The sequence below is a fragment of the Bradymonas sediminis genome (assembly GCF_003258315.1).
Classification (GTDB): domain Bacteria; phylum Myxococcota_A; class Bradymonadia; order Bradymonadales; family Bradymonadaceae; genus Bradymonas; species Bradymonas sediminis.
In genome coordinates this window covers 2,114,866-2,141,302 of record NZ_CP030032.1, presented here as the reverse complement: position 1 = coordinate 2,141,302, position 26,437 = coordinate 2,114,866, and the positions used below count along the sequence as shown (strand labels likewise).

Genomic DNA, 26,437 nt, shown 5'->3' with positions numbered 1-26,437 from the left:
AATGCTCCTTGAAGTTTGTTTAAGATGCTAAAAACACGCTCGTCCTACAACGCGAGGAAGTTTTGGGTCAAGCGCACTAGGCGCCGAGGCGCGTGGCGGCGCGGTAAAACCTAGCGAATGACGTCCATTCCCCACTGAAGGACTGAGTCTAAGAGTTTTGCGTACCAGCGCATGACCCAACCCAACACGGCCCCGAGCGTGTCTATTCCGGGCAATCCGCGCAGCGGCTCCAAAAACCAGGTCGAGCTGCGGTAGAGTTCGCGAATCAGGTCGTCTGGCCCCATGGCGTGGGCGACCAGCGCCGCGGCGAGGGAGAAGAGGATCCAGAGGCGAAAGAAGCTATAGCGCCAACTTCCTCGGGCCGACAAAATCGACCAGGCCAGCGCCGCGATCATGGGAATGAGCCCCAGCAGCAGGCGAATCGCGAAGTCGTATTTATAGAGTTGCGCGCCTAATAAGATAAAACAAAACAGCGCGATCAGCGGCGCGATGCACGCCTCGGCCCATTCCAGCGGGGTGTCCGGGGTGCGAAAAAAATCCTCTACGGGGGCATCGCGCCCGGTCTTTTGGAAGGCCTGGGCGCTCGACGCGCCCTGGTGGCGCTGCTGTTTTTTCCAATCCACGTCGATCGACGGGGGGTTCTGGGCGTCGGCGATGATTTGCTCGGCGCGCGCGCGTTGGGCGGCCGCCGGCGAGCCAGGGGGCGGGCGCCCCGGGTCGCCCAGGGCGGGCGCGCTAAACCCGGGCTGGTGGTGCAATTGGGCGCGCACCGGATCGAGGTGGGGGACGCTGCCGCCCATGGCGTCCTCGAGTTGAAAGCGCATCGCGTTCAACTCTTCGAGCACCTGATCGGCGGAGCGATAGCGTTTGCTCGCGTCTTTCTCGATGAGGCGCGCGAGCACGGGGCGAAACGGCGTGGGCACCAGGTGAATCTCCGCCAACTGCAGCGGATGTGGTGAGACGTGCGCGCTCACGGCGCCCTCGACATCGTCGGCTTTGACCGCGCGCTCGCCGGTGAGCATCTCGTACATCAAAAGTCCGAGGGCGTAGAGGTCGCTCCAGGGGCCGACGTTCTGGCCGCGCGCCTGCTCCGGGGCGATATAGCGCGGGGTGCCGACCGCCATGCCCTCGCGCGTGAGCTCCTCGAGCGGCGCGTCATCGAGCTGCTTAAGGAGCTTCGCGGTCCCGAAGTCCAGGACCTTGACCAGGTAGTCGTCTCGCTCCGGGGCGAGCATGATATTGGCGGGTTTTAGGTCGCGGTGGATGATGCCGCGGTGGTGGGCAAGTAGCAGCGCCGAGGCGATTTGCTCACAGATGGAGACGACCTTGATGGGGTCGATGGGCCCCTGCTCCATCACCACGTTGAGCGGCTGGCCGTCGACATATTCGAGGACCATAAAGAGCAAGCCGCTGCTGGTCTGGCCGAAGTCATAGATGCCGATGATATTGCGGTGCACCAGGGCGCTGATGATCTTCATCTCGCGCCGGAACCGCGCGATCTGGGTCTCCCCGATCATATGCCCCTGCTCGGGCAAAGCCTTGATCGCCACGCGCTCGCCGGTGTCCAGGTCGATGGCGCTAAAAACAGCCCCAAATGAGCCCGCGCCGACTTCCCTTTCGATGCGATATTTTCCGAGGAGTGTGTCCCCGATTTCGATATTATTTGGCATACCCAATGATCTTGGTCTGAGAGATTAAGGTGCGGCAAATAGTCAAAAAGCTGGCGTGCGCGCGGGTCGCTGGTGACGCGGTGCGGTCGACGGGTCACATACCGGCTGCGGCGCGAAAGGCCGCGGCGAGTACGAGCGCCAGTTTCGACGTGAGCGTGTCCAGCCACGAGAACGGCGCGACCGCCGGAAGCTTGGCTAAGAACCAGGTCGGGTCGGACTCGAGCGCCTTGGCTGTATCGGCCGGGTCGATGAAGAGGCCGGCGATAAAGATCAGAGCGCTGAAGATAATCAGGTTGCGCGCGACCGGGCTAAGCCAGCGCTGGGCGAAGTCGCCGCCCACCACCCGGGTGCCCGAGAAGCGACTGGCGAGCACCGCTACCGCGAGCATCGCCGCACCGGCGGCCCACTTGGCCGAGGTCGATTGTCCGACCATCATGGCACTAAGGATGAGAAATCCCAAATAGGCGCCCGCAAATCCGGTGAGGACGAGCAACACGCGCTGGCCGATGACGCCCATGTCGATGCCGCGGGCGTCGCGCTCCTGCTCCATGGTGCGGCCGGCGGGGGCATTCGAGGCGTGGGAGCGCCGGGAGTTTTGCGCGCTGCGGTTCAATTGACGGCGTTGGCGCTCGGCCTGGCGGCGCTGGCGGTCGATGGCGTCGAGATCGAGATCGAGCTCATCTGTGCGCAGTGATGGGACCGGCGTGGTCGCGCGCTGCGCGCGTCCTGGCTGAGTTTTTCGAAGCGACGGGCGAGGCGCGGCGGGCCTGGCCGTGCGCTGAGGCGCCTCGTCGGGATGGTGCGGGACTTCGATATAGTTGCGGCCCGAGAATACGTCGGGCACCGAGGACTCTTCGCCGAGCGAGCTGACCAGCCCCTCGGGCGCACCGGCCTGGACCGTGGGGCGCTTAAAAATCTGCGCGCCCGGGGCCGCGTCTCGCGGCGCCAGGGCATCCAAGAACTCGCGCACCGTGGCGAAGCGCTCCTGCGGCGCGCGCGCGGTGGCCTTTAATACGATCTTTTGCATCTCGGGGCGAAGCCGTCCGAGGTTGGGGAACGGCAGCGGGCCGTCGTCGAGATGCTCGCGCACGACCGCGGCCACGCTGGTGTGGGCGATTGGCGGGTCGCCGGCGAGCATCTGATAGAGCAGCAGCCCCAGGCTATAGAGGTCGCTGGCCGGGGTAACTGGCTGGCCGAGGACCTGCTCGGGGCTCATATAAATAGGCGTGCCGATAAACTGGGTGGATCGCGGCTCGTCGGGGGCCTGGCGGGCCGACGACTCGTCGAGCAATTTCGCCACGCCGAAGTCCAGGACCTTCACGAAGTCCGGCTCGCCGTGCATCTCGGTGAGCATGATATTGGAGGGCTTCAGGTCGCGGTGGACAATGCCATAGGAGTGGGCTTCGTCCAGGCTCTTCAAGATCTGGCGGGCGATATGAATGGCGCGCGTCTGGCTGAACGGGCCCTGGGCGTCAATGGTGTCGCAAAGGGTCTGGCCATCGAGGTATTCGAGCACCATATACGCGAGGTTCTGGTCGGTGTGACCAAAGTCAAAGATGGTGACCGTGTTGGGGTGGCGCAGGCGGCTGACGATTTTGACTTCGGTGACGAATCGCTGGGAGACGTCCGGGCGCGCGCGCACCACGGAGGGCTTCAGGCATTTAAGCGCGACGTCGCGGCCCATGACTTCGTGGCGCGCCTTGACGACGATCGCGAAACTACCGGTACCAAGCTCGTTTAGAATCCGATATTTCTGCTCGAATAGCCTCCCCGGCACGAGCTGCGCTCTAAGGTGACTGTCGGGAACCGGCGTGGACATGAATAACTCGTAGGGGGCTGACCGCTGGCAAGCGCAGCATCGTCGGTGGGTGGAAAACGAACATCGAAAATAGCCTAGCACCCACGCCGCTCTGGCTTCAACTGCCGAGTGTTTTTTAAGGAGTGACTGCGGGTCCGCCCGGGTCGCGGATAAAACAAAAAAAACTCCGCGCACATCGGTCGATGTGCGCGGAGTTCTTCTACAGGTGCAGCGGAGCGCGGCCTCCGGGGCGGCCTTTAATCAGGCGCGGGCTCCCCGAAGGACGCGGTCGGTACGGGGGCTTACATCATGCCGCCCATGCCGCCCATTCCGCCCATGCCGCCCATTCCACCCATGCCGCCCATCGCGGCGCCAGCAGCGTTATCGTTGTCGCTGGGCTTCTCGGCGATCATGGCTTCGGTGGTGAGCATCAGGCCGGCGACGCTGGCTGCGTTCTGCAGCGCGGTGCGCGTCACTTTGGCCGGGTCGATGACACCCGCTTCGATGAGGTCTTCGTAGACGTCGGTCGCGGCGTTATAGCCGTAGTTGCCGTCTTTGGAGAGGACTTCACGGATGACCAGCGAGCCTTCGATGCCCGCGTTGTGCGAGATCTGGCGAATCGGCTCCTCGATGGCGCGGCGGATGATGGAGACACCGAACTGCTCGGCGTCTTTGGCTTCGACCTTGTCGAGGTATTTGATGGTGCGAAGGAAAGCCACGCCGCCGCCGGGGACGATGCCCTCTTCGACTGCTGCGCGGGTCGCGTTGAGAGCGTCCTCAACACGCGCTTTCTTCTCTTTCATCTCGATCTCGGTCGCGGCGCCGACTTTCATCACGGCAACACCACCCGAAAGCTTGGCGAGACGCTCCTGGAGCTTCTCACGGTCGTAGTCGCTGGTGGTCGTCTCCATCTGCGCCTGAATCTGGGCGATACGCGCCTTGATGTCGGCTTTGGAGCCTTTGCCCGAGACCAGGACGGTGGCGTCTTTGGTGATGGTGATGCTGGCAGCCGAGCCCAGGTCGGTGAGCTTGGTGGCTTCAAGCTGCATGCCGCGGTCTTCGCTGATGACCTGCGCGCCGGTGAGCACGGCGATGTCTTCGAGCATCTGCTTGCGACGGTCGCCGAAGCCCGGCGCTTTGACGGCAGCCACGTTGAGGACGCCGCGCAATTTGTTGACGACCAGGGTCGCCAGCGCTTCGCCGTCGATGTCTTCGGCGATGATGAGGAGCGGACGGCTTCCCTGCTGGTGGACCTGCTCAAGCACGGGAAGCAGGTCTTTCATGGCGCCGATCTTCTTGTCATAAAGAAGAATGAGCGGGTCATTCATGACCGTTTCCATGCGCTCGGAATCGGTGACGAAATACGGCGAGAGGTAGCCGCGGTCGAATTGCATACCTTCGACGAACTCGAGCTCGTCGATAAGGCCCTTGGCTTCTTCGACCGTGATGACGCCGGACTGGCCGACTTTCTCCATCGCTTCTGCGATGAGGTCGCCGATCTGGCTGTCGTTATTGGCCGAGATGGTGCCGACCTGGGCGATTTTCGCGCGGTCGTTGGTGCGAACGGCCTGCTCCGCGATGCCTTCGACGACGGCGGCGACGGCTTTGTCGATGCCGCGTTTGATGCTCATCGGGTCGTGACCGGCGGCCACGAGCTTGGAGCCTTCGCGGTAGATGGCCTGGGCAAGCACGGTTGCGGTGGTGGTACCGTCACCGGCGGTGTCGGAGGTCTTGGAGGAGACCTCTTTGACGAGCTGGGCGCCCATATTCTGGAAGCGATCTTCGAGCTCGACCTCTTTAGCGACCGTCACACCGTCTTTGGTGATGATGGGCGCGCCGAAGCTCTTCTCGATGACGACGTTGCGGCCCTTCGGTCCGAGGGTCACTTTTACGGCGTTGGCGAGGGTGTTGACACCCTGGAGGATTTGCTGGCGAGCACGTGCGTCGAAAATAATTTCTTTTGCAGACATATTTAAACTCCTAAGTTCTATCGTTTTATATCGAAGATTCGGGTTCTAGACGGTGCCTTCGAGGCACCGTTTAGCCGAGGCGCAATCAATCGTTGACGACAGCCAGGATCTCGTCCTCGCGAAGGATCAACATCTCCTCGCCTTTGACGGTGATCTCGGTGCCGGAGTAGCTGCCGAAGAGGACTTTGTCGCCTTCTTTGACCTGCATCGTGGCGTTGCTGCCGTCGTCGTTGAGCTTGCCGGGGCCGGCTGCACGCACAATACCCTCAAGCGGCTTCTTTTTGGCCGACTCGGGGATGATGATTCCACCGGCGCTCTTCTCGTCGCTGGCAACACGCTGAACCAAAACTCGATCGTAAAGTGGCTTGACGTTCATTGGAACTCCTTTTGCTTCGTTAAATAAGAGGTGATTACTACCAAACAAATGCTTCGAAATTGTCTCTCCAAGAGTGTCTCGGGGAGACGCTGGACAAAAATATGAGAGTCTCTCGGGCCAGTCGCTGGCCGATTAGCACTCGACGGTCGAGACTGCTAATCTGGCTGGATTTATAGTTACGTCTTCATCAAAGTCAAGCGATGAAGATGAAGATTTTTAGACCTTCTTTTGGGGCGATTCAGCCGGAAAGACAAAAGCAGCCACTGGTCGGCGCACGATGCCCTGAGTTGGGCGCCGGGCGCGCCGGCTCCTGCTATCGGGGGCAAAGAGTGCGCGCGCTCCAAGCAGAGTCAAGTCGTAAGGGGGATTTAATTTTGCTTCTTTTTTGAAAGTCTAATAAAATCAGCGGCTTGGGGTGTTCGCATTGAGAGGCCGATCTCTCAATATTTGCCAGGATAGGTGGCGGCGAGATGTATGAGCCGGCCCTGCCCCCCACTGATCAGCTTGACGACGTTGGCGGTGTCACTATGCTCAGCGGCGCGCTTACGCCCCATCTTATTAATTTACATCTTGTGAGAGTCAGACCGTTGTCCAATCAAACCCCCAACGCATTTAAAGATCTGCACGAAACCGCCGCCCGAGTTCGCCGCAGCGCGCGCGTGCTCGCCTACCAGTCGGCGGCGGCTAAGAATGACGCGCTCGCCCACGTGGCGGCATCGCTTCGCGCGTCGGCGCCGTCAATACTCGAGGCGAACCAGAAGGACCTGGTGCGTGGGCGAGAAAAAGGTCTCGACGCCGCGTTCCTTGACCGCCTTGAGCTCACCACAGAGCGGATCGAGGGGATGGCCGCCGCAATCGAAGAGGTGATCGCCCTCTCCGACCCGGTCGGGCGCGTCGATTCCACCTGGGTTCGCCCCAATGGGTTGCGTGTGGGTAAGCGGCGAATTCCGCTGGGGGTCATTGGCATTATTTATGAGTCGCGCCCCAACGTCACCAGTGACGCGGCCGCGCTTTGTCTGAAGAGCGGCAACGGTGTGATTCTCAAGGGCGGCTCGGACGCGTTCGAGTCAAATCGGGCCATCTACGCCGCGATCCGCGCGGGGCTCGAGGCGAGCGACTTGCCGGCTGAGGCCGCCGCCGCGGTCGGATTTGTCGACACCACCGATCGCGCCGCGGTCGGTGAGTTATTAAAGCTTGAGAAATTCATCGACGTCATTATCCCCCGCGGCGGTCACAAGTTGATCCGCTACGTCACCGAAAACTCCCTGATTCCGGTCATCAAACACGACCACGGGATTTGCCACGGCGTCGTCGACGGCTCGGCGCGCGCCGAGGTGGTCGACGCGGTTATTTTAAACTCGAAGGTCGCGCGCCCGGGCGTGTGCAACGCGATGGAGACCCTTCTGGTCCTGGAGAACGCCCGCCAGACGCATCTTCCTCGCTTGCTTGGCCTGCTGGCGGATGCCGGCGTGAGATTGCACCTCTGTGAGAAGTCCCTCGCCGCGGCGAAGGCCGCGGGTCTTGGGGCCGACAGCTATGTTGCGGCGACCGAAGATGACTATCACGCCGAGTATTTGAGCCTGGAGCTGGCCGTGGCGGTGGTCCCGGACCTCAGCGCGGCCATCGCGCATATCCGCACCTATGGCTCCAATCATACCGAGATTCTATTGACCGAAGACTATAGCCAGAGCGAGCGTTTTCAGCTTGAGGTGGACAGCTCGGTGGTCATGATTAACGCGTCGAGCCGCTTCAGCGACGGCGGTCAGTTGGGGCTCGGCGCGGAGATTGGCATCAGCACCTCGAAGATGCACGCGTACGGCCCGATGGGGATCGACGAGTTGACGACCACGAAATTTGTGGTGCTCGGCGCCGGGCAAATTCGCGACTAGAATTTTAGACGCATCCGGCATAATGATGGCGCCACGCGAATATTATTTGCTTTCTATTTGCTATAGTGTTTAGAAGGCCGGTAATAACCGCTGTATCTTAGAAGATTTAGATTTTTTGAGTTTTTCAGACATATCAAACGTTCTCAGAAACACCTGAAGTCATAACGCGTGTAGAACAAACGCATTTTCCGTCCAGGAGACGAATGAGTAAGGACACCCCGATGACCACCGAATTAGAAGAGGAAAGCACTCCCATGAGCGACCCTAGCCGACAAGGTGGCCCGGATAATTATACCCTTGAAGGGACCGATGGCGTCGACACCGAGCTGCTGGCTCGCGACGTGGTTCACCTGACCTGGGACCTCAAAGGCCTTAATTCCTGCGCGATCGATGTGCGCGGTCGGGTGAGTTATACCGACTTCGTGATCGTCTGCACCGCCACCGCTGACCGTCACGTCCAGGCAATCGCCCGGCACGTGATGAACAGCCTTGGGGCCGCCGGCTTTGACTCGCTGGGCTCCGAGGGGCTCGACTCGGGCAATTGGGCGCTGGTCGACTTCGGCGACGTCGTTTTACATATCTTCAACGGCGAAGCTCGCCGTGAATATGACCTTGAGCGGGTCTGGGTCGACGCACCCAAGCTTGAGTTTGAGGATGCGCCCAAAGACCTCTACGGGCATTTCGAATTGCAGCAATTCTGATGTCGCTGAATCTCAGCGATGATACGGCTCGCCGCGGATGATACTCATCGCCCGGTAGAGCTGTTCAGCCAGCATCATCCGCGCCATTTCGTGGGGCAAGGTCATCTTCGCCAAAGACAGGCGACGTTGGCATTGCCCCCGAAAGGTCGGGTCCAACCCATTCGCGCTGCCGATATAAAAGCTGACATAGCGCGTCCCCGAGATCATCCATTCGTTTACCCATTGGGCAAATTCACGGCTCGTGAGCTGCTTGCCGCGCTCGTCGAGCGCGACCTCGATCGTGCCCTCTGACGAGGCACTCCGCATCCACTCCGCTTCCTCGACCAGGCCCTTCTGCAGGTTCTGCGAGGTCAGGCGGGACTCCCGGACCTCGATCTCTTCAGCCGGCAGATAGTGGACCAGCCTGCCCATATAATCATCGGTCAGGTTTCGAAACGAATCATTTCTCATCTTGCCGACTGCTACGATTTCAAATTTCACAGATTGCCTCTTTAAAACCCGTTTCGCCGGGTTTTATGGGGGGATTTCGGAATTTCCACGCAACAATTCCCACAAAATTGTCGAAAACTAAAGGGAGGCGACGCGCAAAGACGCGGCCTGTCGCCACCCGATTGGGTTCGATACACGTGGGACGATGCGATGAAAAAGTTGGCATTATTGGAGACGTCATATCGATGGCTGCGCCAGGCCGGCGATGCCGCGGCGCGCTTGGTTTTCCCGCCGCAATGTGCGGTTTGTGATGCGTATCTCGAGGGCGCTTTGTCATTTTGTGCGCGCTGCGACTACGCCATCTTCCCCCTCAAGGAGCCGCGGTGTTCGGTGTGCGGCGAAACTCGCGAGGTCTCGCCAGGGGCGTACGCGAGCGAGGATGCCTTGTGTCCGCAGTGCGTCGAGGCGCGGCCGAAATTTGAGCGCGCGCGGGCGTATTGGGAGTATTATGGCAGCGTGGCCGACGCGATTCAGCGGGCCAAATACGGCCAAAGGCTATGGATCGTGCGAAACCTCGCCGCGGAGCTCGGGCCCTGGTTTCGGGCCGAAATCGCCAGCATTACTGACGCGTGTGGGCGGAGCGCGATCGCTGAGCTCGCGCCCGCGCTGCTCATCACTTACGTGCCGATGCACCCGGGCGATCTGCGCGCGCGCGGCTTCAACTTCGGCAATCTATTATTGCGCGCCTGCCTGAAGTCGGCGGGGATAAAGCCTGAGATTCGCCGACTGGTCATCAAGACCCGCCGGACCCGCTCACAGGCCGGCCTGGGGCATCTCGACCGTCGCATTAACCTGCGCGGCGCGTTTGAGGTCGACCCGCGCGTCGACGTCCGCGGTCGCGCGGTGCTGCTCTTCGACGACGTGCTTACCACCGGGGCGACCGCCAACGAGGTCGCTAAGACGCTGCGACAGGCCGGCGCCTCAAGAGTTTTTGTGCTCAGCGCGGCCCGCGCGCTGAAATACTGACGCGGTGAACTTCGCCCCCAGTGGCAGGTTTGGGTGATTGATTTTGGCGTGATTTCGACGCGCCGAGGCTTGGCTTTTATTCCCGGTTTCCGCTAGATTAGGCGAGGTCAACTATTATGAATTGATAAAGGATCATTAGATGATAGCGCATAATAAATTCCGTTTCCGCCCCATGCTCGTCGCGATCATCGTTACGCTATTTTGCGGGTATACCGCCGGTTGTAGCGACGACTCGACGGGGAAAGATGGCGACAATAATCGTTGCGGTCCGGACGAGGTTTTTAACCCGCTGCAGGGGTGTGTTTCGTCGCGCGTTGACCCGCGGGACGACGCCGGCGTAGACGACACCCAGAACGCGGATGTCTTCGTCCCGCCGGACGTCGTTTACGACCCGGACGCAAATACCGAGGTGGACGTCAGCGACGATGAACGTTGCTCGCCCGAGTTAGATAGCGACGGCGACGGGCTCTCCAACGAGTGCGAATGCCGACTTGGCACCGACCCGGGGAATTCCGACACCGACGGCGACGGCGTGCCCGACGGCGTTGAGGACGCGAACCAGAATTGCGTCTATGACGTCGGCGTCGAGAGTAACCCGCGCGAGGCCGACACCGACCATGACGGGCTCGACGACGGCCAGGAGCGCATGAACGGGACCGATTTTCTTAACCCGGACACCGACGGTGATGGCGTCTACGATGGCGCGGAGGTCGCCAGCGGATGCATGAACCCGCGGGTGGCTGACACCGACGGAGACGGCATTCCCGATGGCGTCGAAGACGCCAATAAGGACGGAATGCTCGGTGTGTGTGTCGACCGGGTATACTCGGCAGAATGCGCTCAGGGTGAGTCGGACCCGTGCAGCGCCGACACCGACGGCGACGGCGTGCCCGACGGCGAAGAAGCCGCCTATTTGGACTGCTCGGCCGCACAGACGGATGCCCTGGTCGCCCCCCAACTGGTCGTGAATAGCACGGGCAATTATCAGTTGGCCCTGCCGCTGGGCGTTGCGGTCGCGCAGGCGACCGCGCTCACCACCGGCAGCGCGCACGCGTTCAATGATGTGCCGAATAAATATGCCGGATTTGTTGGGAGTTGGACGACCTCGACGTCGGTTGAGACGGCGCTTCGAGACGAGGTCTTCAATAAAATTCGCGGCATGTATCCGGGGTCGACCCTGCGCGATGAAGGCCAGCGAACCACCACCCATGACAATCATCCCGCGGTGGTTCAGGCGCAGGTTGAGCTCCACGGTATCACTGACCTGAGTCAGGCGCGCGACGAGATTATGGCCAAGTTGGCCGGTGGCGTCGCGTCGCACTCGTTGTCGGGAACGTTCCCGGCGGCGACCACGCCGAACCCGCTCATCTTCACCTTCGAGGTGATTCGCCGCGGCGTCAGCGCCTACGTCGTGTCCGGCGCGGTGGCTCGCCAGTCCGAGTTGGTCGATAACGCGATGAGCACGGGCTTTCTTATTTCGGATATCACCGGCGGTTCGGCGGTCGCTGAGGCCGGCGAAACCCTGGTCGAGCAATGCGTCTCGTATAAGGTGAGCAGTCGCCCGCAGGTGGACTTTATTTGGATCATCGACTCTTCCGGGTCGATGTCCGATGAGATTCGCCAGGTGCGGCAATTCGCCGATAGCTTCGTCGCGATTCTGCAGGCCAGTGACGTTGACTGGCGCCTGGCGGTGACGTCGGGGACCTGCGACGCGATCGCCGATGACCCGGCGGTGAGCCCCGACGCCAAGGCGTTTTTGGGCGGCAGCGGTATGGGCCAGGGCTGCCCCTCCGAGATGCCCGACTTGCCGTTCCCCATGCCGGTCCCGATTTCGTTTACGCCTTATAAAAACGGTAAATTATGCGATTTGAACGGGGCAAACTTCACCCGTGACCCGCAGAAATTTAAGGATTGCGTCGATAATATCGCCAATGACGAGAGCCTCGAGTTCACGATGAGCATCGCGGTGCCGACCATCGACCGCGCCCTGCCCCGCATGGACGATAATCCGCTGAAGCTGCGCCCCGACGCCGCGGTGGTTGTGATCTCGGTCACCGATGAGTTCGACGAATATGTCCAAAATCAGATGGGCTGGACCGACACCGGCAATGGCGGCAGCGGCGGCGGAAACGACCCGACCCTTGACCCTAATTTTGACTCCGCCCAGCTCGACCTGGTCCTGGCGCCAATCGTCGGGTATTTGGACCGCCCCAATGTCGACGCCACCCTGTTTGGGATTCATTGGATCGCCGGCGAAGCCTGCTCCTCGGCGTCTGAGGCGGCCGCCGGGATTGGCCGCGTCGCCGAGGCCACGGGCGGCTCCTCTGGCAGCGTCTGTGCGGCGAACCTCGACGGCACGTTGACCGACATCGCCAACGCCGCGGTCGGGCTCTCGTCGGGCATTCGCCTGCGCGGAACGCCGGCGCCCCCGAGCATCGCGCCGAAAATCGGCGAGGTGAACTCCGGTCAGATCATTGAGGCGACCCGCAGCCGAGCCGATGGCTGGGACTATGATTCCCTGGTCAATCGCGTCCTCTTCGACGGCCCGACGCCGCTGCGCGACCAGGACCGCGTGGTCGTCCCCTATTTGCGCTGGGACGGCAGCCTCGACGAATGTCGCAGCGACGCGGATTGCCCGCGCGGCATGAAGCTAACCTGCATCGACAATATGTGCCGCTGATGCGCTGAAATCGCGGAGCGCATCTTTATAAAGCCGACGCCGGGAGAAATCCCGGCGTCGGCTTTTTTGCGCGTTTCGGGGCAGCGTGTGGCCGTGAATCAAGCGCGGAAATAAAGCGTTGAGATACGCTGTTTTATACGCACCGTTGCATGCGCGGCGAGTTCACTGTCGCTTCGGAACTGGTTGCGCGCCGCCGCACTCCCCGTTGGGTTGTGCGATTAACCCGGCGATGGGACGGTGAATATAATATTGACTATCCATAGCGCTCAGTTCTCACCGAGAAAATTAGCGTGATTTCGGGGGCGCGTCGCAGCGAAGGTACCCAAAATGAACCCAGCATTGCTCTTAAACGCGACCTATGAACCCTTAAGTATCGTCTCCTGGAAAAAAGCCATCACCCTGCTCATCCTGGGCAAGGCTGAGATGCTCGCCGAGCAGTCCAGCGTGGCGCGCTCGGCCACCCAGATCTTCAAGCTCCCCGCGGTGCTCCGGCTGGTCCGGCGCGTGAGCGTCCCGCGCAGTCGCGTGCAATTCTCGCGCGACAACGTCTACCGGCGCGACGGCTACTGTTGTCAATATTGCGGGGATCAGTTTATGAAGGAAAAACTGACCTTTGACCACGTATTGCCGCGCAGTCGCGGCGGGCGAGCGACGTGGAAGAATATCGTGGCTTCCTGCCAGCCGTGTAACCTGAGCAAGGGCAATCGCACCCCGGAGGAGGCCCAGATGCCGCTGCTTAAGCAGCCAGGCGAGCCGCGATGGTGGCCCTTTTCGACCAGCAGCGCTAATTTCGAGAAGCATCCCGAGGCGTGGCGCCCCTATCTGTGGACCTAGCGCGTCGGGATGCCGCTTTAGAGTGTTATTCCCGACTACCCAGCAGGTTTTTCGATGACAGTCCGCGTCGCAGTGCTCTCCGACATCCACGCAAACCCATTCGCCCTGGCGGCGGTGGTCGATGATATCGCCCGGCAAAATGTCGACGAGGTGATCGTGGGCGGAGATATGGTTGGGCGAGGCCCGCTCGGCAGCGAGGTTGTGGCGCGGATTCAGGACCTGGGGTGGCCCGGCGTGCGCGGAAATCACGAGGATTATACGCTGAATTTCCGCCGCCAAAATGTGGAGCCCGACTGGCTCACCGCGCGCGAGTGGGCGGCGTCGCGCTGGATGGCGGCCGAGCTTTTGCCCGACCAGATCGACTTTATCGACACCCTACCGTTTACCCTCGCCGCCAGCGGTGACGCATCGCTGCGCGTCTTTCACGGCAGCCCCGACTCGCATTGCGAAGGCCTTGGGGTCTGGACCGACAACGCGATCATCGAGAGTCATTTTAATAAGATCGAAGAGTCGGTGTTGGTCTGCGGGCATACCCACCGGCCGATGGTGCGCGAGACGCCCGGCGGGCTGGTGGTGAACGTCGGCTCGGTCGGCCTGCCCTTTAACGGCGACCCGCGGGCGCAATACGCCATCTTTACGCAGAAGCGCGACCATTGGGAGGTCGAACTTCGCCAGGTCGACTACGACCGCGAGGCGTTTTTGAAGACCTATAAGACCACCGGGTTTATGGACGCTGGTGGTGTCACCGCCGAACTCTTAACCCATGAGATTCGCCACGCGCGCCCCTTTCTGGTGCCCTTTATCAAATGGTCGGAGGCGACCGGGCGCGAGCCGGCGGATATGGACGCGATGCCCGAATTCCTCGAGGTCTTTCGCCCCGGGATGTCCAAGCGCGACTTCATCAAAATGATCACGCCAGGCTGAGCGACGCCCGGCGATCTTATTGGTTCAGCTCCGCTTCGAGCGCGGCGTAGCGCGTGTCGATGGCGTCGAGCTCGCTGCCCAACTCCTCCCACATCTCCATCAACGCTTCGGTCTCATCGGCGGCCTGCTGATAGGCGATATTCGTGCGCGTCAGGCGCTCGGCGTCGTCGTAGATCGCGGGGTCCGCCAGCTCCTGCTCGAGCTCGGCGTGGCGGGCCTCAGTCTCTTCGATCTTGCGCTCAACTTCTTTGAGCTTCTTGCGCAGCGCGCGGGTCTCGGTGTCGCGCTCGCGGCGCAGCTCGGCGCTGCGCTGGCGGATCTCTTTATGGCTGAGCTGCGCCCCCGCGGCGCTCGGGGCCGGCGCGCTCGCTGACTTCGTGTCATCAGCGGTGGAGTCGCCGAAATCCTGGCTATGCTTCCAGCGATAGTAGTCGTAGTCGCCGTCGTATTCGGTCAGCGTGCCATCCTCGATATGCACGACCTTGGTGACGACCTCGTTGAGGAAATAGCGGTCATGAGAGACGACGCAGAAGGAGCCCTGGAAGCGGATCAACGCGCGCTCAAGCATCTGGCGTGACGCGATATCGAGGTGGTTAGTGGGCTCGTCGAGCAGCAAGAGGCCGGCGGGCTCCAGGAGCATCTTGGCCAGCGCCAGCCGGCTCTTCTCGCCACCGGAGAGCACCGAGATCACCTTATCGACGTCGTTGTCGCCAAACTTAAATGCGCCGAGCACCGAGCGGATGCGCGGGAACGCGTCGGGGCTCGCGCTCGCCTCCATCTCGGCGAAGACGGTGCGGTTCAGGTCGAGCTGGTCCACGGAGTGCTGGGCGAAATAGTTAAACTCGACCTTGCTGCCGTATTCGACCCGCCCTTCGTCGGCCGCAATCTCGCCGGCGAGTAATTTAAGCATCGTGGATTTACCGGCGCCGTTGGGGCCGACCAGCGCGATCTTGTCGTGGCGAAAGACCTGAAAATCCAGCCCCTCAAAGACGACATTATCCTCGTAGGCTTTCTTGACGCCCTCGAGCGCCGCGACTTTTTTGCCGACCCGCGGAGGCTGGGGGAAATCGAAATGAATCGTGGCGTTTGTATCCGGCGGCACCTGCACCAGCTCGATCTTCTCGAGCATCTTGATGCGGCTTTGAACCTGGGCGGATTTGGTCGCTTTATAGCGAAAACGCTCCACAAAATCTTCGATGCGCGCGATCTCGCGCTCTTGCTCGTCGCGCTCGGCCTGCAGGCGCTCGCGCAGCTCATCGCGTTGGAGCAAATAGTCATCGTAGGTGCCGGTAAAGGTGCGCACGGTGCTATTTGCCAGCTCGGCGATCTGGTCGGTGAGGCGGTTTAGGAAGTAGCGGTCATGGCTGATGATGACGACGGTGCCGCTATAATTTTTGAGGTAATTCTCAAGCCACTCCATGCTCTCGAGATCGAGGTGGTTGGTGGGCTCGTCGAGCAGCATCACCTCGGGGGCTTCGAGCAGCAGGCGTCCGACCAGCGCGCGCATACGCCAGCCACCGGAGAACTCCGAGAGCGAGCGCTCGGCGGCCTCCGCGCTAAACCCCAGGCCGCCGGCGATTTGGCGGGCTTTGGCCCGGATCGAATAGCCTCCGCCGCGCTCGAATTGGTCCTGAACTTCGCCGTAGAGCACGCTGAGCTGCTCGGCCTCCTCGCCGGTGGCGTCCACCAGCTTTGCCTGCAGCGCGTTCATGCGCTCCTCCAGGGCGAGCAGCTCGCGCGCGCCGTCGACGATGACGTCGACCACCGAGCCCTCGTGGCTCTCGGTGACCTCCTGAGGCAGATGGCCCACGCGCACATGACGCGGAATCACCACGCGCCCGTCGTCGGGGATTTCCTCGCCGCAGATGATCCGAAAAAGCGTCGATTTTCCGACGCCATTCGCCCCAACCAGCCCGATAATATTGTTGTCGGGGAGTTTCCAGTTGAGCCCCTCGAAAAGAGGGTCGCCGCCATAAGACTTTGAGACAGAGTCGAGTTGAATCATTGACTAACCACTGATACTTTCAAGCTAATAGAAGCCCACACGCACGCCCGCGATGGAGCTGGAATAATGCCGTAAAGCGCGTTAAAACTATTTTTCGGGCGAGTGTTTACTAATTTGGAGCCACGCTAATGCGCCGTTTGCTTATACTGATTATATTGATTCTTTGTTCCGCGCCCGCCCTACCCGCCTTTGCCCAGGATGGCAAGCAGGCGGAGGACGTGGAGAGCGCCGAATCGCAAGTGGTCATGCTCAAATTTATGAGCGTCGACACTGCGCCGGAGATCCTTGAATACCTGAGCCGCACGCTTCAGGAAACCATCGACGCGCATCCGGGGATGAAGGTCGCGTCTCAGAACGACGCGAGCATCAATGAGATGGTGCTCGTTCTGGGCTGCGAAGCTGATAGCACAGATTGCCTGTCGGGACTTAGTGATTTTATCGAGGGAGACCAAATTGCCTTCGGTAGCGTCCGTCAGGCCGAGGGCGTTTATTTGATCAGCCTGAAGCGCTTTGACTTCGGCTCGGGCACCTTCGTCGCCGAGGTCAACGATGCCACCGTGCAGGGAGACCCCGACCAGATCAAAGCGGGCATGAATCGGATCGTCGAGACGCTGGTCTTCGGCGATGTGGGCACCCTGGAGATCAACGCCAGCGGTGGCTCCGACATGCAGGCATACCTCAATGGCGAGAACGTCGGCGCGGTCCCGCTCACCCTTGAGGGGCTGCCGCTGGGCGAGCATACCGTGACCATCCAGAGCGCGGACGGCCGCGAGGAGACGCGTCAGGTGACCCTGAACCGCGATAAAGTCTCGAAGGTCCAGGTCAACTTCACCGGCGAGGCGCCTGCGGTTGCCTCGGGACCCGGTGACGCGAGCGGTTATATCGTGCCGGGTTGGGCCGCGGTCGGCGTCGGCACGGTCGGTCTGGTGGCCGGCGTGATCTCGACGGTCCAATTGTCCAGCTATAGCTCCGAGGCGGACACGATGGTCTGCGGAAATGCTCTGTGTCCGCAGAGCTCGGCCTCGCAGGCCAACCGCCTGCAGACCAATATGGACACGGCTTATACCATGAGCATCGTCGGCTATTCGGTCGCCGCGGTCGGGCTCGCTGTGGGGGGGTATTTCCTCTACAACGGCTACGCCGGCGCTGAGAGCGACGCGCGTCCGGATGTTGGTTCCTCCGACGATGACACCGAGGTTCGCTTTAATTTCGCGCCGCACGCCGACGGCGCTTCGGTGGGCCTGGGCTTCGACTTCTGATCGGCCCTAAGCCGTATCATTGGGCATAAAAAAGAGTGCGCTCGGGAGAGATTCCGAGCGCACTCTTTTTTATTGGGCGGTGAGGCGTTCTTAGAAATTCGTGAAGAACATATTCGGGTGTTTGTTCTGGCTGAGCAGTCCCCGGTAGCTCTTCCACCAGGCGCGAGAAGAGCGGTCGACCACCAAGAGCTGCTCGGCGACCCGTGCGTTGGCCTCGCTCAGGTCCTCAAGGGCGGCGTCGACGGTCTTGCGGATTGGGGCCATCTCATAGGCCTCGATATCGTGGCGAAGCGCGGTCTCGGCGTAGACTTCGCGCAACTTCTCCTGGGCCAAATCGACGCGTGCCTCGGCGGCGTCGCGGCGCAATTCGGCGAGCCGAATTCGCGCCTTGAGCAGCGTATCGAAGCTGTCGGTGACCTCGGCGGAGACGGCGTCCCAGGCATCTCCGGCCATCAGGCGCGCGCGCTGCTGGCGGGCCGCGCGTAACTCCTGGTCGGCGTAGTCATAGCCGCTTCGCGCGATCGACACCGCGTCCTGGGCGTCGGCCACAAAGCGGCGTGACTCCACCGAGATGACCGGGTCGTGGATATCGATGGGCGTGACCGACTGCCCGGCGCAGGCGCTCGTCCCCAAGACGCCGACCGCCAGACAGCCCAGAAGGATGCGCCTTATCGGCGCATTTTGTAACATCAAAATCCGTTTCATCATGGGTCCTCCGATTCGGTTGAGCCGTCCAGACGCGCTTCAAATTTATCCGCCACCTTGCCGAGGCTATAGGTGTTTAGAACCTTCTTCAGGTTCTTGCGGGCCGGCTCGAAGCCGGCTTCTGCGGCGAGCGCGTAGGCGTTAAGCGCGCCTCCCAGATCGCCCACGGCCTCGTTGGCGCGCCCCAACTCATTGAGGACTGCCGAACCGCCACCTGCGTCGACGGCCTTCTTATAGACCAGCCGCGCCGCGTGATAGTTTTGCTTCTCGAAGAAATGCTTACCCAGGGTCGCCAGGCGCTCGAGATCCTCGGGGTTTTTGGCCAACTCCCCGCGCAATTGTTCAAAACCGCCGTCCGGGTTGCTGCGATCTTCTTTGATCGGGTCCATCGGGATCATGATGGTCGTCAATTTCTGGTTTTGCAGGCATTGTCGCACGACTCGCGAGAAATTATAGGAGCTATAAGCCTGCTCGCCGCAGGCCTCGAGGGCCTGTTGAGCGGCGTCATTCAGGGCTTCGGAGCGGGCCTTCATGGCGTCGAGAATATCCTTTTTATCCGACACCGAGATGCTATCGGGCAGGCGGATGTTGAGGAACTTCTTGGCGGCCATCTCCGAGGCGACCGCCAGTCGGCTCAGCGACACAGCGGTCATCGTCGGGCTGCCCTGGCGGGCGGCCTGCAGATAACTTTGCTGGGTCAGGTCGATAAGCGCGATCAACTCCTGGAGCATGTCGAGGTCGCTCGGCGCGGGGTAGGACTCCACGGTCAGACGCATCAACTCAGCCATGCCATAGTGGGCGCGCCCCAGCGCTCCGGGCGAGGCAGACGCCTCGTTGACGAGCACCTCGCTGAACGCGGTTTCGGCGGACTCGGCGTCGCCGCTGGCCAGGTAGGCCAGGCCAAGGCGGGCCTGGTACTCGGGCTCCGAGGAAGATTTATAAGGCTGAAGCGCGGCCACCATTTCGGAGGCTGATTTGTTGCGCTCAAGCAAGATCGCGAGCCCGGAGAGCGCGATGTCTCGCGCCTCTTCCTTGGATTTTCGCACCGCGGTCTCGTAGGTGCCCTGCGCGCTGGCGGTCCTGCCAAGCTCGGCCTCTAACTCGGCGGCGGCCGTCAGAATCAGCGTGCGCTGATCTTCGTTCACCTGCGCGGCGCGCTTGAGATAATCGATGGCCTGGTTGAACTCGAAGCGGGTATTGGCGGTCTGCGCGAGGCTACTATAGATGCCCGGGAGCTGCTCGCTCTGCGGGTATTTTTCGGCGATTTGATTCGCCATCTCGTAGACCTTCGCGGTGTCACCCACCGCGCGGGCGGCCACAAACGCGTTGATCAACGCGCGCTCACCAACTTCGGTGCTCGGGTTCTGCTCGGCGAAGTGAATCAACTGATCCAACCCACCACCGTCTTCGCCGGCGGCCTCAAGCGAGAGTTCGTCAAGCTTGCGCTGCTCGGCGGCCGCCAGGATGCCCTGAACCTCGCCCTTTACGCCGGCGCTGATGGGGCTTCCCTCCGCCAAGAAACGCCGGCTCGCGTACATCAGCCCGTCGAAATCGTTGAGCGTATTATAGCTGTCGAGGGTGAGGTGAACCGCGGCGTCGGCCTCTTCGGTCTGCGGGAATTCGTAGGCCACGGCGGTGAGCCGGTCGATGGCCTGGTTATATTGCCCTTCGTCGTAAAATGTCTGGGCGATGGCGAATTTCACGCGCCGCGCCTTGTCGGGCTCAATGTCGAAGCCGAGCAATTGGCTGCCGACGTTGCGAAGCGTGGCGCGCGCCGTGACTCGGCGATATTTGCTCGGGTCGCGGGTCGTGCGCAGGGATTCCTGCAGGTAGACCACCGCGTCATAGAGCGCGTTTTGCTTGGTGGTCGCGTCTTCGAGCAAGGCGGCCGCCTCGTTGGCGCGGCGCCCTGCCTCGAAGGGTTGTTGGGCGTCGCTCAACACCTCCGCCATATTCAGCAGCATCTCGGCGCGGTGCTCGGACGCCGGGAATGCATCCAGATAGACGTCGTACCCGGCGGCGATGCTCTGGGCCTGGGCGATCTTTTTTTTGGAGCGCGTCTTATGATCGGGGTTTTTGCCCAGGACCTCTTGGGCGCTGGTTAAAAGGTCGCGCGTGTAGGTCTCGAACTCGGCCACCAGGCGCTCGCGTTCTTCGGCGGCGATGGTCGGGCGCGAATAATAGCCGAAGACCATATTGGCGATGAGGCGCGTGTCCTGGCCGATATTGTCGTAGGATTTTTGCTGTTTGAGCGCGCTATAAAAAGAGCGTGCGTCGTCGAGGTGCAGGTCGTTGGCCGCGCCCAGGGCGAGCAACTCGCGCGAGGTGTCGGCGGCCTCGCCGTATTTGCCCATCATGCGGTAGCGCGCGGCGAGGCGGCTGACCGCGGCCAGGTAAGTGGCGCGGTTATAGGCGTGGTCCTGGAAGTACGCCAGGGCGCCCTTGAACGGCTTCTCGCGGCTATAACAATAGGCCATATCGACCAGTGACTCGCGGCGCACGTCGATATCTTGTTGGGTGCCGACCTGCTCGCTGATGCCCTGGGCGGTTTGCTGGGCGGCGGCGCGCTTGGCGACCAATTCGTCCCAGGCCTTCGCGTTCTCGAGGGCGCCCTCGAACTCGACGAGCGCGGACTTGCAGTCGCCCCGGTTCATGCGAATCCAGGCGCGTTTGTAGTGCGCGATGCCGTCGTGGCGGTTCAACTCCGCGTCGACGATCTGGGCGTAAAATTTCTCGGCCTCGGTGAAGTTTTGCTTGTCGAAATGATAGTCGCCGAGGACCAGGAGCGCGTCGAAGCGAAGCGGGCTTTTGGGGTATTTCTCGACGAGTCGGCGCATCGCCGACTGCATCTCGTCGAAGTTACCGAGTTCGCGCTGCTCCTGGCCGATATTGAAGAGGACCCGCGGGGCGAGCGGGCTCTCGGGGAAGTCGCGCAGCACGCGCTCGTAGATCTCGATGGCGTCTTCTTTGAGCAGGCGCACCTGCGGGACGGTCATCGAGCGGCTGGCGCCCTGCTCGCGTTCGTAGGCGAGCTGGTAGTGGTAGCGGGCTTCTTCGCTTAAGAGCTCCGCCAGGCGCACATAGAGCTCGGGCGAATAATCCGCGCCGCGCGCCCGCGCCACGGCGTGGCGCGTCGTGTCGACCGCGTTTCGCACCTTCGTAATCTGCAGGCGTAACTTTTCGATGCGCGGCGGATCGCGCGGCTCATCGAGCTCGCCGGTGGTCGCGCAGGCGACGCCGGTGACGAGCAAAGAGAAGATCAACGTGGCGCGCGCAGCCTGCGCGCGCAGCTTCCATATACCGTGCCCTATTCTACGCATCGGTCCTCCAGCGGCACGACTAAGTTATCGATTTCGTCGGTCCAGAATTCGCCGTCGAATTTATAAAATACGGTGTCTCCACCCACGGGGACCTCGATATTGCGGTAAAGCGGGTCCGCCTGGTTTCGCTCGCGCCCGCGCAAGACCGACACCGCCAACTCGTGGAGCACCAGCCGCACGCCCTCCTCGGCGGTGAGCAATTCCTCGGAGACCTCGCGCATCTGGCCGAAGAGCTGCTCATCTTCGCGACGCTCGGCCTCTTTGAGGCCGTGGGCGTAAATTTGGTCGAGATGGCGCGCGAGTTGGGGGCCGAATTGGTCGCGCATCTGGGCGAATTTTGCGGCCTCGTGGCGCATATGCCGACGAAACTCGGCCGGCGCGCGGCCCGCTTCGCGGTGGCGCGCGGCCAGGCGAATCGGGGTGGATTGGCGCAGCGGTGTGCCAGCGTGCAGGTCGTCGATGGCCTCGCCGTGGCGGGCACGAAGGCGGGTCGCGGCGATACGGGCGGGCTCAAATTGGCAGAGTTGCTCAAGCGAGAGCGCCTCCAGAAGATAGCGCTCAGGGGCGATGAGGCCGCTGTAGGCCGGCGCGTCCAGGGCGACCAGCAGGCCGAGGGCGCGCTGATAATTGCCGCGGTAATAATTCGACCAGGCCATCTCAAGCAGCAGGCTCGGGTCGTCGGTGGCGGTGTGGCGGATGAGCTCGTAGGCCTCAAGCGCCTCTTCGTAGCGCTTCTGCTCAAAGGCGATGCGCCCGAGGGTGCGATGAATCTCGGTGCGAAGATCCTCGGGGAGATCCTTGGCTTCCGCGAGCGCGCCGAGGCGCTCGCTGACCTCGGTGAGTTCGTAGGACGCCAGCGATTTGATGATGAGCGCGTACTCGGCGCGGTGGCGGTACGGGCTAGTCTCGGGGATCTCGGCGAAGCGCTGCTCGGCCCAGGTCATCAGGTTATTGCGCAGGCTGTCGAGCCCCTGGTGATAGGCGATGAAGGCGCGCTCGTTGGGGGGAAGCCCGGTGATCTCGGCGCGGGCCAAAAAACCGTCGCGCAGCGTGACCTGGTCGTAGCCGTCGCGGCTTAAGATGCGCTCCAGCGCGCCGACCGCGTCGCCCACCAGCCGGATATCTCGCCGGCTCTCGGCGATGTCCAGGTAGAAGAGCGAGGCCGCATAATGCAGGCCGAGCGCCTCGACATTTTGCGCCAAGAGCTTCTCGGCGCGGTCATAGCGAAGGTTATCCGGGTTGGTGCTCTTCATATAATGAAAAGCGGCCCGGGCCGACTCGGTATGCTCCTCGTTGATCGAGGCGCGCAGCGCCGAGGCGTAGAGCGTGTCAGGGTCGTCGCTCAGCGTGCTCAGCCCGCAGCCCGACAAGGGCCAGCCGGCACACGCGATCAGCAAACACCCCGCGATAATACGTGTGTTAAAACGCAAGCGATGCTCCAAGATTTATGGCGAGTTCGTCTTTGAACGAAAAATCGTCGAGTATCGTGTCATTAAAGAACATGAAATAGCGCATGTCGAAACGAAACGAGACCAGCTCGCTGCTGAAAAGACGCACGCCACCGCCGGCGTCGACGCCGCCGCGATTGCTGCGGGTATACGCGCCGAAAGCGCCCCCGAGCACCAGATAGAGCTCGCCGCGAATGAGCCCGGAGTTCAGCAAAGACCCCTTCCAATACACCGGCTTGAAGACGAAGTTGCTGCTGACATAATAGTTGAGCACTTCAAAGGGCGTTGGCCCGACATCGAAGGCTTCGAGATCGGCCTTTAGGCTGGTGTCGTAGTGAAACGAGTAACTCGCGTTCACCACCTCCCAGGCGCTCAACTCATTAAAATGCAGCGTGTACGCGCCCCCCAGCGTCATCCCCTTGGTGAACGCATCCAACGGCAATAACCCTGCGAAGAGGGTAAATTCGTGGTCGGGGTTAAAGATTCGCTCCTGAACGACCAGGGAGGAGTAGGATTGCCCCCCTTGCTCAAAAGATGTCGAATCCGCCGCCTGTGCCTGGGATGGCGCCGCAATAATTAGCGCTGCGCCCGCACATAGGGTGACGATTAGGCTCATCAATAACTGCTTTCGCACGACCAAACTAAGACTCCGGGGTCCCGTTAAAAAAGAGGCGCTTCGACACTTCTTTTTACGATGTATCGTATCAATAAAATTCACTAAGTCTGACATAAGTGTATCGCAGCTTTCTTCGGTTGACCAGCGGATCTATTGAGGGCCAAGCCATTAATTTTATTGGATCTTTCTTCTTTACAAAAAGCTATGCTATCGTTTTTAGGTGCTCCCTATCCCATCCTGAATTGCTGAGATTGCAGTTGCGTTTCGGCCACTTAAATTAGGTGCTAATTCCGTGAGATTTCGACCGTCGAAAAAATATGCCATTGCCGGCGTCCTCGTTGCCCTGGCGCTGGGGCTCAGCGGCTGTGGTGATGACCAGAGTGTCTTCGTCGGCCAGCGGCTTGAGCAGCGCTGCAACTCGGCGATTCCGGCCTGCGACACGCGCGCTGCCTGCGTGATGCAAAACGATATGTACTACGCCGGCCAATTTCCCGGCGGACTCAAAACGCTGGTGCGCAGCGAGACCGAAGACGCCAAGGTGGTCGTTCGATTCTTGCTCACCGATATGCTCTTTTCGGGCAGCGAGTTGCAGATCAGCGCCTATTCTACGGGGTGCAATGACTTCGACGAGGTTCATAAAAAAGATATGGACCTCTTTAAGTTGGCCGGAGACGACCGCATCCTGGAATACGAACTCGAGCTTAAGGGGCGCGGCGATCACCTGGTCGAGGTCTTCTCCGATATGAGCGCGTCGTATTTATTGACGCTGACCGTCGAGGAATAGTCGGCCCCGCGCCGGTACGCTGACGTTAGTTTGCATCCTCCAACGCGTCCGCGCCCTCCCCTGCGTCGTCGGATGCGGCGTCGCCGGAGGCGTCGCCGGCATCCTCTTCCCCCGCGTCATACGCGTAGCCACGCTCCTGCTCGATGACTTCGAGCTGCGTCGAGATATCGCCGCTGAGCGTCGATTTATCGCGCCCGGTTTGGAAGGTCGCCTCGAACGTGGCTTCGATATCGGCGCCCTCTTTGGCGCTGAATTTTTGAATATCGAGGGTGCCCGAGATAAAGCGCGGAATGCGTGAGTCGCCGCGCTGCCCGGTGATATCGCCCTGTTCGGCGAGGTCATAGGTGCCGGTCTTGATGGCCCCTTCGGGAAGATTGAGCGAGATGCGCACCGGCACCTGGGCGTCTTCTGCGACATATTCCAGCGCCAATTCCGAGCTATAGAGGCGCGCGCGCGCCTGGTCGAAGTCCAGGCGATAATAATTGCCGAGGCTCCCCGTCAGGCTGCCACCCGCGTCGCTGCACGCGCTAAGCGCGAGGGCGCAGAGGCAGATGCTCAGAAATGCAAATAAAGATCTGAAATTCATAGCGCTTTTCGCCTGGCGTATTTGAGCTGGGTTTGGAGCTTGCCGTCGACGAGCTCTTCGCATTCGTAGGCGATATGCGCCTGACCGTCGGCGTCAAAGGCAAGGCTCGGGTTTCGCCCGCACAAGCCCTCGGCGCCCTCATCGACGATCTCCTGGGTCCACTCGCCGGCGTCCTCGTAGGCGAAGATGAGCGCGTCGTCGGCCGAGGCGCAATTGCCCAATCCGGCGACGACTTTGGCGCAGCGATAATAGGCCGCGGCGAGGTTGCCGCGCGGGTTAATGGCCAGGCTGAGGTCGTAGCCCTCGTCGAAGCGCGCGTCGCCGATGTCGCGCTTCTCCCAGCCGTTGCTAAGCGAGCCGAATTCGGTCTCGCTGACCTGGGTGAAGAGTTGGGGGTAGCCCTCGCGGGAATTATAAAAGATCACCCGGGCGAGGTCGTCGTCGGGGTGAATCCGCAGGCTGAGCCCGCGGGATGTCGCCTGGTTGAAGAGGCGCACCTTTTCGAATTCATCGTTGGCGTCGGGGCGCGTGACCCAGATACCAAGCTTCGACTCGCCCGAGTCGGCGGACTCCACCGGGTTATAATAGGCGATGATCGGGCGGTCCTGGGCGTCGACGGCGATGGAATTATAGTCGCCAGCGCCCTGCCCTATATCGACCGCGCGCGCGCTCCATGCGCCGTTTCGATGCGCCAACTCAAGGTCGGCGCGCTTTCGGTCGTCGCCCTGCAGCCCGCCGGCGTGGACATCTTTGTACGCGATAAACGGGGCGCCATTTGAGTCGAAGGCCAGCGCCGGCCAATAGCCGACGACTTCGCCATAATCACTGGCGGGCTCACCGGTGGCAGCCTCGCCGCTGGTGGCCACCGCGGTCTCGAGCGCCCAATCCTGGGCGGCGTTTCGGCGAAAAAGGCCCACATCATTGGCGCCGCAATAAGACGGCATTTCCAGGGCTTCGCCCGAGATGGAGCTGATATGGGCGGTGGAGTCTGGGCTAAACGCGAAGGCCAGGCCGTTGGGCTCGGCGATGCTCAAAATGTCGGCGACTTCCTCGCGCTGCCAGTCGGATGCGTCGGCGGCGCTCAGCCCGGCGTGGCTATAATAGAGCGTCCAGAAGAGCTCGACCGGCGGATCGCCCGAGCCCACTGTCTCGCAGAGCTCGCCCTCAAAGGGGTTGCTGGCATAATATGCGACGCCCACCTCGCCGCTCGGCGAGACGGCCAGGCGCGGCGTGATGCCAACCTCGCCGGAGCCGATGGCATAGTCGACCCAGGTCGGCGTGGGTGTGGACGTGTCGGGTTTGTCGCCGGCGTCCACCCCGGCGTCGGGGGTCGGGGTGGCGTTGGGGTCATCGGAGCAGCCGCTCAGACAAAGTCCGCCGCAGAGGGCGAGTGCCAGGGAGAAACGTCGCATAAAAA

20 protein-coding genes are annotated in these 26,437 nt (G+C 61.5%); 8 read left to right on the top strand and 12 right to left on the bottom strand.

Annotated features, from left to right (window positions below):
• Positions 1 to 110: 110 nt before the first annotated feature.
• The 4 genes from DN745_RS08110 to DN745_RS08095 form a co-directional block, all read right to left on the bottom strand.
• Positions 111 to 1,670 (bottom strand): serine/threonine protein kinase, encoded by a 1,560-nt coding sequence (locus DN745_RS08110; RefSeq protein WP_111333696.1) that lies wholly within the window; start codon positions 1,668 to 1,670, stop codon positions 111 to 113.
• Positions 1,671 to 1,764: 94 nt separating this feature from the next.
• Entirely contained in the window at positions 1,765 to 3,489 is a 1,725-nt protein-coding gene (locus tag DN745_RS08105; protein ID WP_111333694.1) for a serine/threonine protein kinase, read from the bottom strand.
• A 281-nt stretch (positions 3,490 to 3,770) separates the two neighbouring features.
• Positions 3,771 to 5,438, bottom strand: a complete 1,668-nt coding sequence (groL, locus tag DN745_RS08100; protein ID WP_111333692.1) for a chaperonin GroEL — start codon at positions 5,436 to 5,438, stop codon at positions 3,771 to 3,773.
• A gap of 85 nt (positions 5,439 to 5,523) precedes the next feature.
• The gene (locus DN745_RS08095; RefSeq protein ID WP_111333690.1) at positions 5,524 to 5,814 is read right to left on the bottom strand and encodes a co-chaperone GroES; all 291 of its coding nucleotides are present in this window, start codon (positions 5,812 to 5,814) and stop codon (positions 5,524 to 5,526) included.
• Between the two features lie 587 nt (positions 5,815 to 6,401).
• On the opposite strand from DN745_RS08095, the gene DN745_RS08090 reads away from it, so the two are divergent.
• Entirely contained in the window at positions 6,402 to 7,703 is a 1,302-nt protein-coding gene (locus DN745_RS08090; RefSeq protein WP_204355116.1) for a glutamate-5-semialdehyde dehydrogenase, read from the top strand.
• Positions 7,704 to 7,957: 254 nt separating this feature from the next.
• Positions 7,958 to 8,404: a ribosome silencing factor gene (rsfS, locus tag DN745_RS08085; RefSeq protein WP_162687540.1), complete on the top strand. Its 447-nt coding sequence runs from the start codon at positions 7,958 to 7,960 to the stop codon at positions 8,402 to 8,404.
• Positions 8,405 to 8,416: 12 nt separating this feature from the next.
• On the opposite strand, the gene DN745_RS08080 is transcribed toward rsfS, so the two are convergent.
• Complete coding sequence (locus DN745_RS08080) at positions 8,417 to 8,884, bottom strand: 23S rRNA (pseudouridine(1915)-N(3))-methyltransferase RlmH (protein ID WP_111333686.1); 468 nt, start codon at positions 8,882 to 8,884, stop codon at positions 8,417 to 8,419.
• A 159-nt stretch (positions 8,885 to 9,043) separates the two neighbouring features.
• Here DN745_RS08080 and DN745_RS08075 point away from each other — a divergent pair, with 159 nt between their 5' ends.
• From DN745_RS08075 to DN745_RS08060, 4 genes are all read left to right on the top strand, one after another.
• Positions 9,044 to 9,859, top strand: a complete 816-nt coding sequence (locus DN745_RS08075; RefSeq protein ID WP_111333684.1) for a ComF family protein — start codon at positions 9,044 to 9,046, stop codon at positions 9,857 to 9,859.
• 139 nt (positions 9,860 to 9,998) lie between these two features.
• Complete coding sequence (locus DN745_RS08070; RefSeq protein WP_111333682.1) at positions 9,999 to 12,539, top strand: hypothetical protein; 2,541 nt, start codon at positions 9,999 to 10,001, stop codon at positions 12,537 to 12,539.
• A 327-nt stretch (positions 12,540 to 12,866) separates the two neighbouring features.
• Complete coding sequence (locus DN745_RS08065; RefSeq protein ID WP_111333680.1) at positions 12,867 to 13,373, top strand: HNH endonuclease; 507 nt, start codon at positions 12,867 to 12,869, stop codon at positions 13,371 to 13,373.
• A 54-nt stretch (positions 13,374 to 13,427) separates the two neighbouring features.
• Entirely contained in the window at positions 13,428 to 14,297 is an 870-nt protein-coding gene (locus tag DN745_RS08060; protein ID WP_111333678.1) for a metallophosphoesterase family protein, read from the top strand.
• A 16-nt stretch (positions 14,298 to 14,313) separates the two neighbouring features.
• Here DN745_RS08060 and abc-f read toward each other — a convergent pair whose 3' ends face one another.
• Complete coding sequence (abc-f, locus tag DN745_RS08055; RefSeq protein WP_111333676.1) at positions 14,314 to 16,302, bottom strand: ribosomal protection-like ABC-F family protein; 1,989 nt, start codon at positions 16,300 to 16,302, stop codon at positions 14,314 to 14,316.
• 128 nt (positions 16,303 to 16,430) lie between these two features.
• Here abc-f and DN745_RS08050 point away from each other — a divergent pair, with 128 nt between their 5' ends.
• A complete protein-coding gene (locus DN745_RS08050; protein WP_111333674.1) occupies positions 16,431 to 17,561 on the top strand; it encodes a PEGA domain-containing protein in 1,131 nt (376 codons plus the stop codon).
• Between the two features lie 90 nt (positions 17,562 to 17,651).
• Here DN745_RS08050 and DN745_RS08045 read toward each other — a convergent pair whose 3' ends face one another.
• From DN745_RS08045 to DN745_RS08030, 4 genes are read right to left on the bottom strand one after another with little or no spacing between them, the layout of a single operon-like run.
• Entirely contained in the window at positions 17,652 to 18,254 is a 603-nt protein-coding gene (locus tag DN745_RS08045; RefSeq protein WP_162687539.1) for a hypothetical protein, read from the bottom strand.
• Between the two features lie 11 nt (positions 18,255 to 18,265).
• Complete coding sequence (locus tag DN745_RS08040) at positions 18,266 to 21,586, bottom strand: tetratricopeptide repeat protein (RefSeq protein WP_111333670.1); 3,321 nt, start codon at positions 21,584 to 21,586, stop codon at positions 18,266 to 18,268.
• Entirely contained in the window at positions 21,574 to 23,016 is a 1,443-nt protein-coding gene (locus tag DN745_RS08035; RefSeq protein WP_133621981.1) for a hypothetical protein, read from the bottom strand. Before DN745_RS08035 ends, DN745_RS08040 begins: the two co-directional genes overlap by 13 nt.
• Positions 23,006 to 23,650, bottom strand: a complete 645-nt coding sequence (locus tag DN745_RS08030; protein WP_133621980.1) for a porin family protein — start codon at positions 23,648 to 23,650, stop codon at positions 23,006 to 23,008. Before DN745_RS08030 ends, DN745_RS08035 begins: the two co-directional genes overlap by 11 nt.
• 292 nt (positions 23,651 to 23,942) lie before the next feature.
• On the opposite strand from DN745_RS08030, the gene DN745_RS08025 reads away from it, so the two are divergent.
• Positions 23,943 to 24,434 (top strand): hypothetical protein, encoded by a 492-nt coding sequence (locus tag DN745_RS08025; RefSeq protein ID WP_111333664.1) that lies wholly within the window; start codon positions 23,943 to 23,945, stop codon positions 24,432 to 24,434.
• 25 nt (positions 24,435 to 24,459) lie between these two features.
• Here DN745_RS08025 and DN745_RS08020 read toward each other — a convergent pair whose 3' ends face one another.
• Complete coding sequence (locus DN745_RS08020) at positions 24,460 to 25,020, bottom strand: hypothetical protein (RefSeq protein ID WP_111333662.1); 561 nt, start codon at positions 25,018 to 25,020, stop codon at positions 24,460 to 24,462.
• Positions 25,017 to 26,432, bottom strand: coding sequence for a hypothetical protein (locus DN745_RS08015; protein WP_111333660.1), 1,416 nt, complete (start codon positions 26,430 to 26,432; stop codon positions 25,017 to 25,019). Before DN745_RS08015 ends, DN745_RS08020 begins: the two co-directional genes overlap by 4 nt.
• Positions 26,433 to 26,437 lie beyond the last annotated feature (5 nt).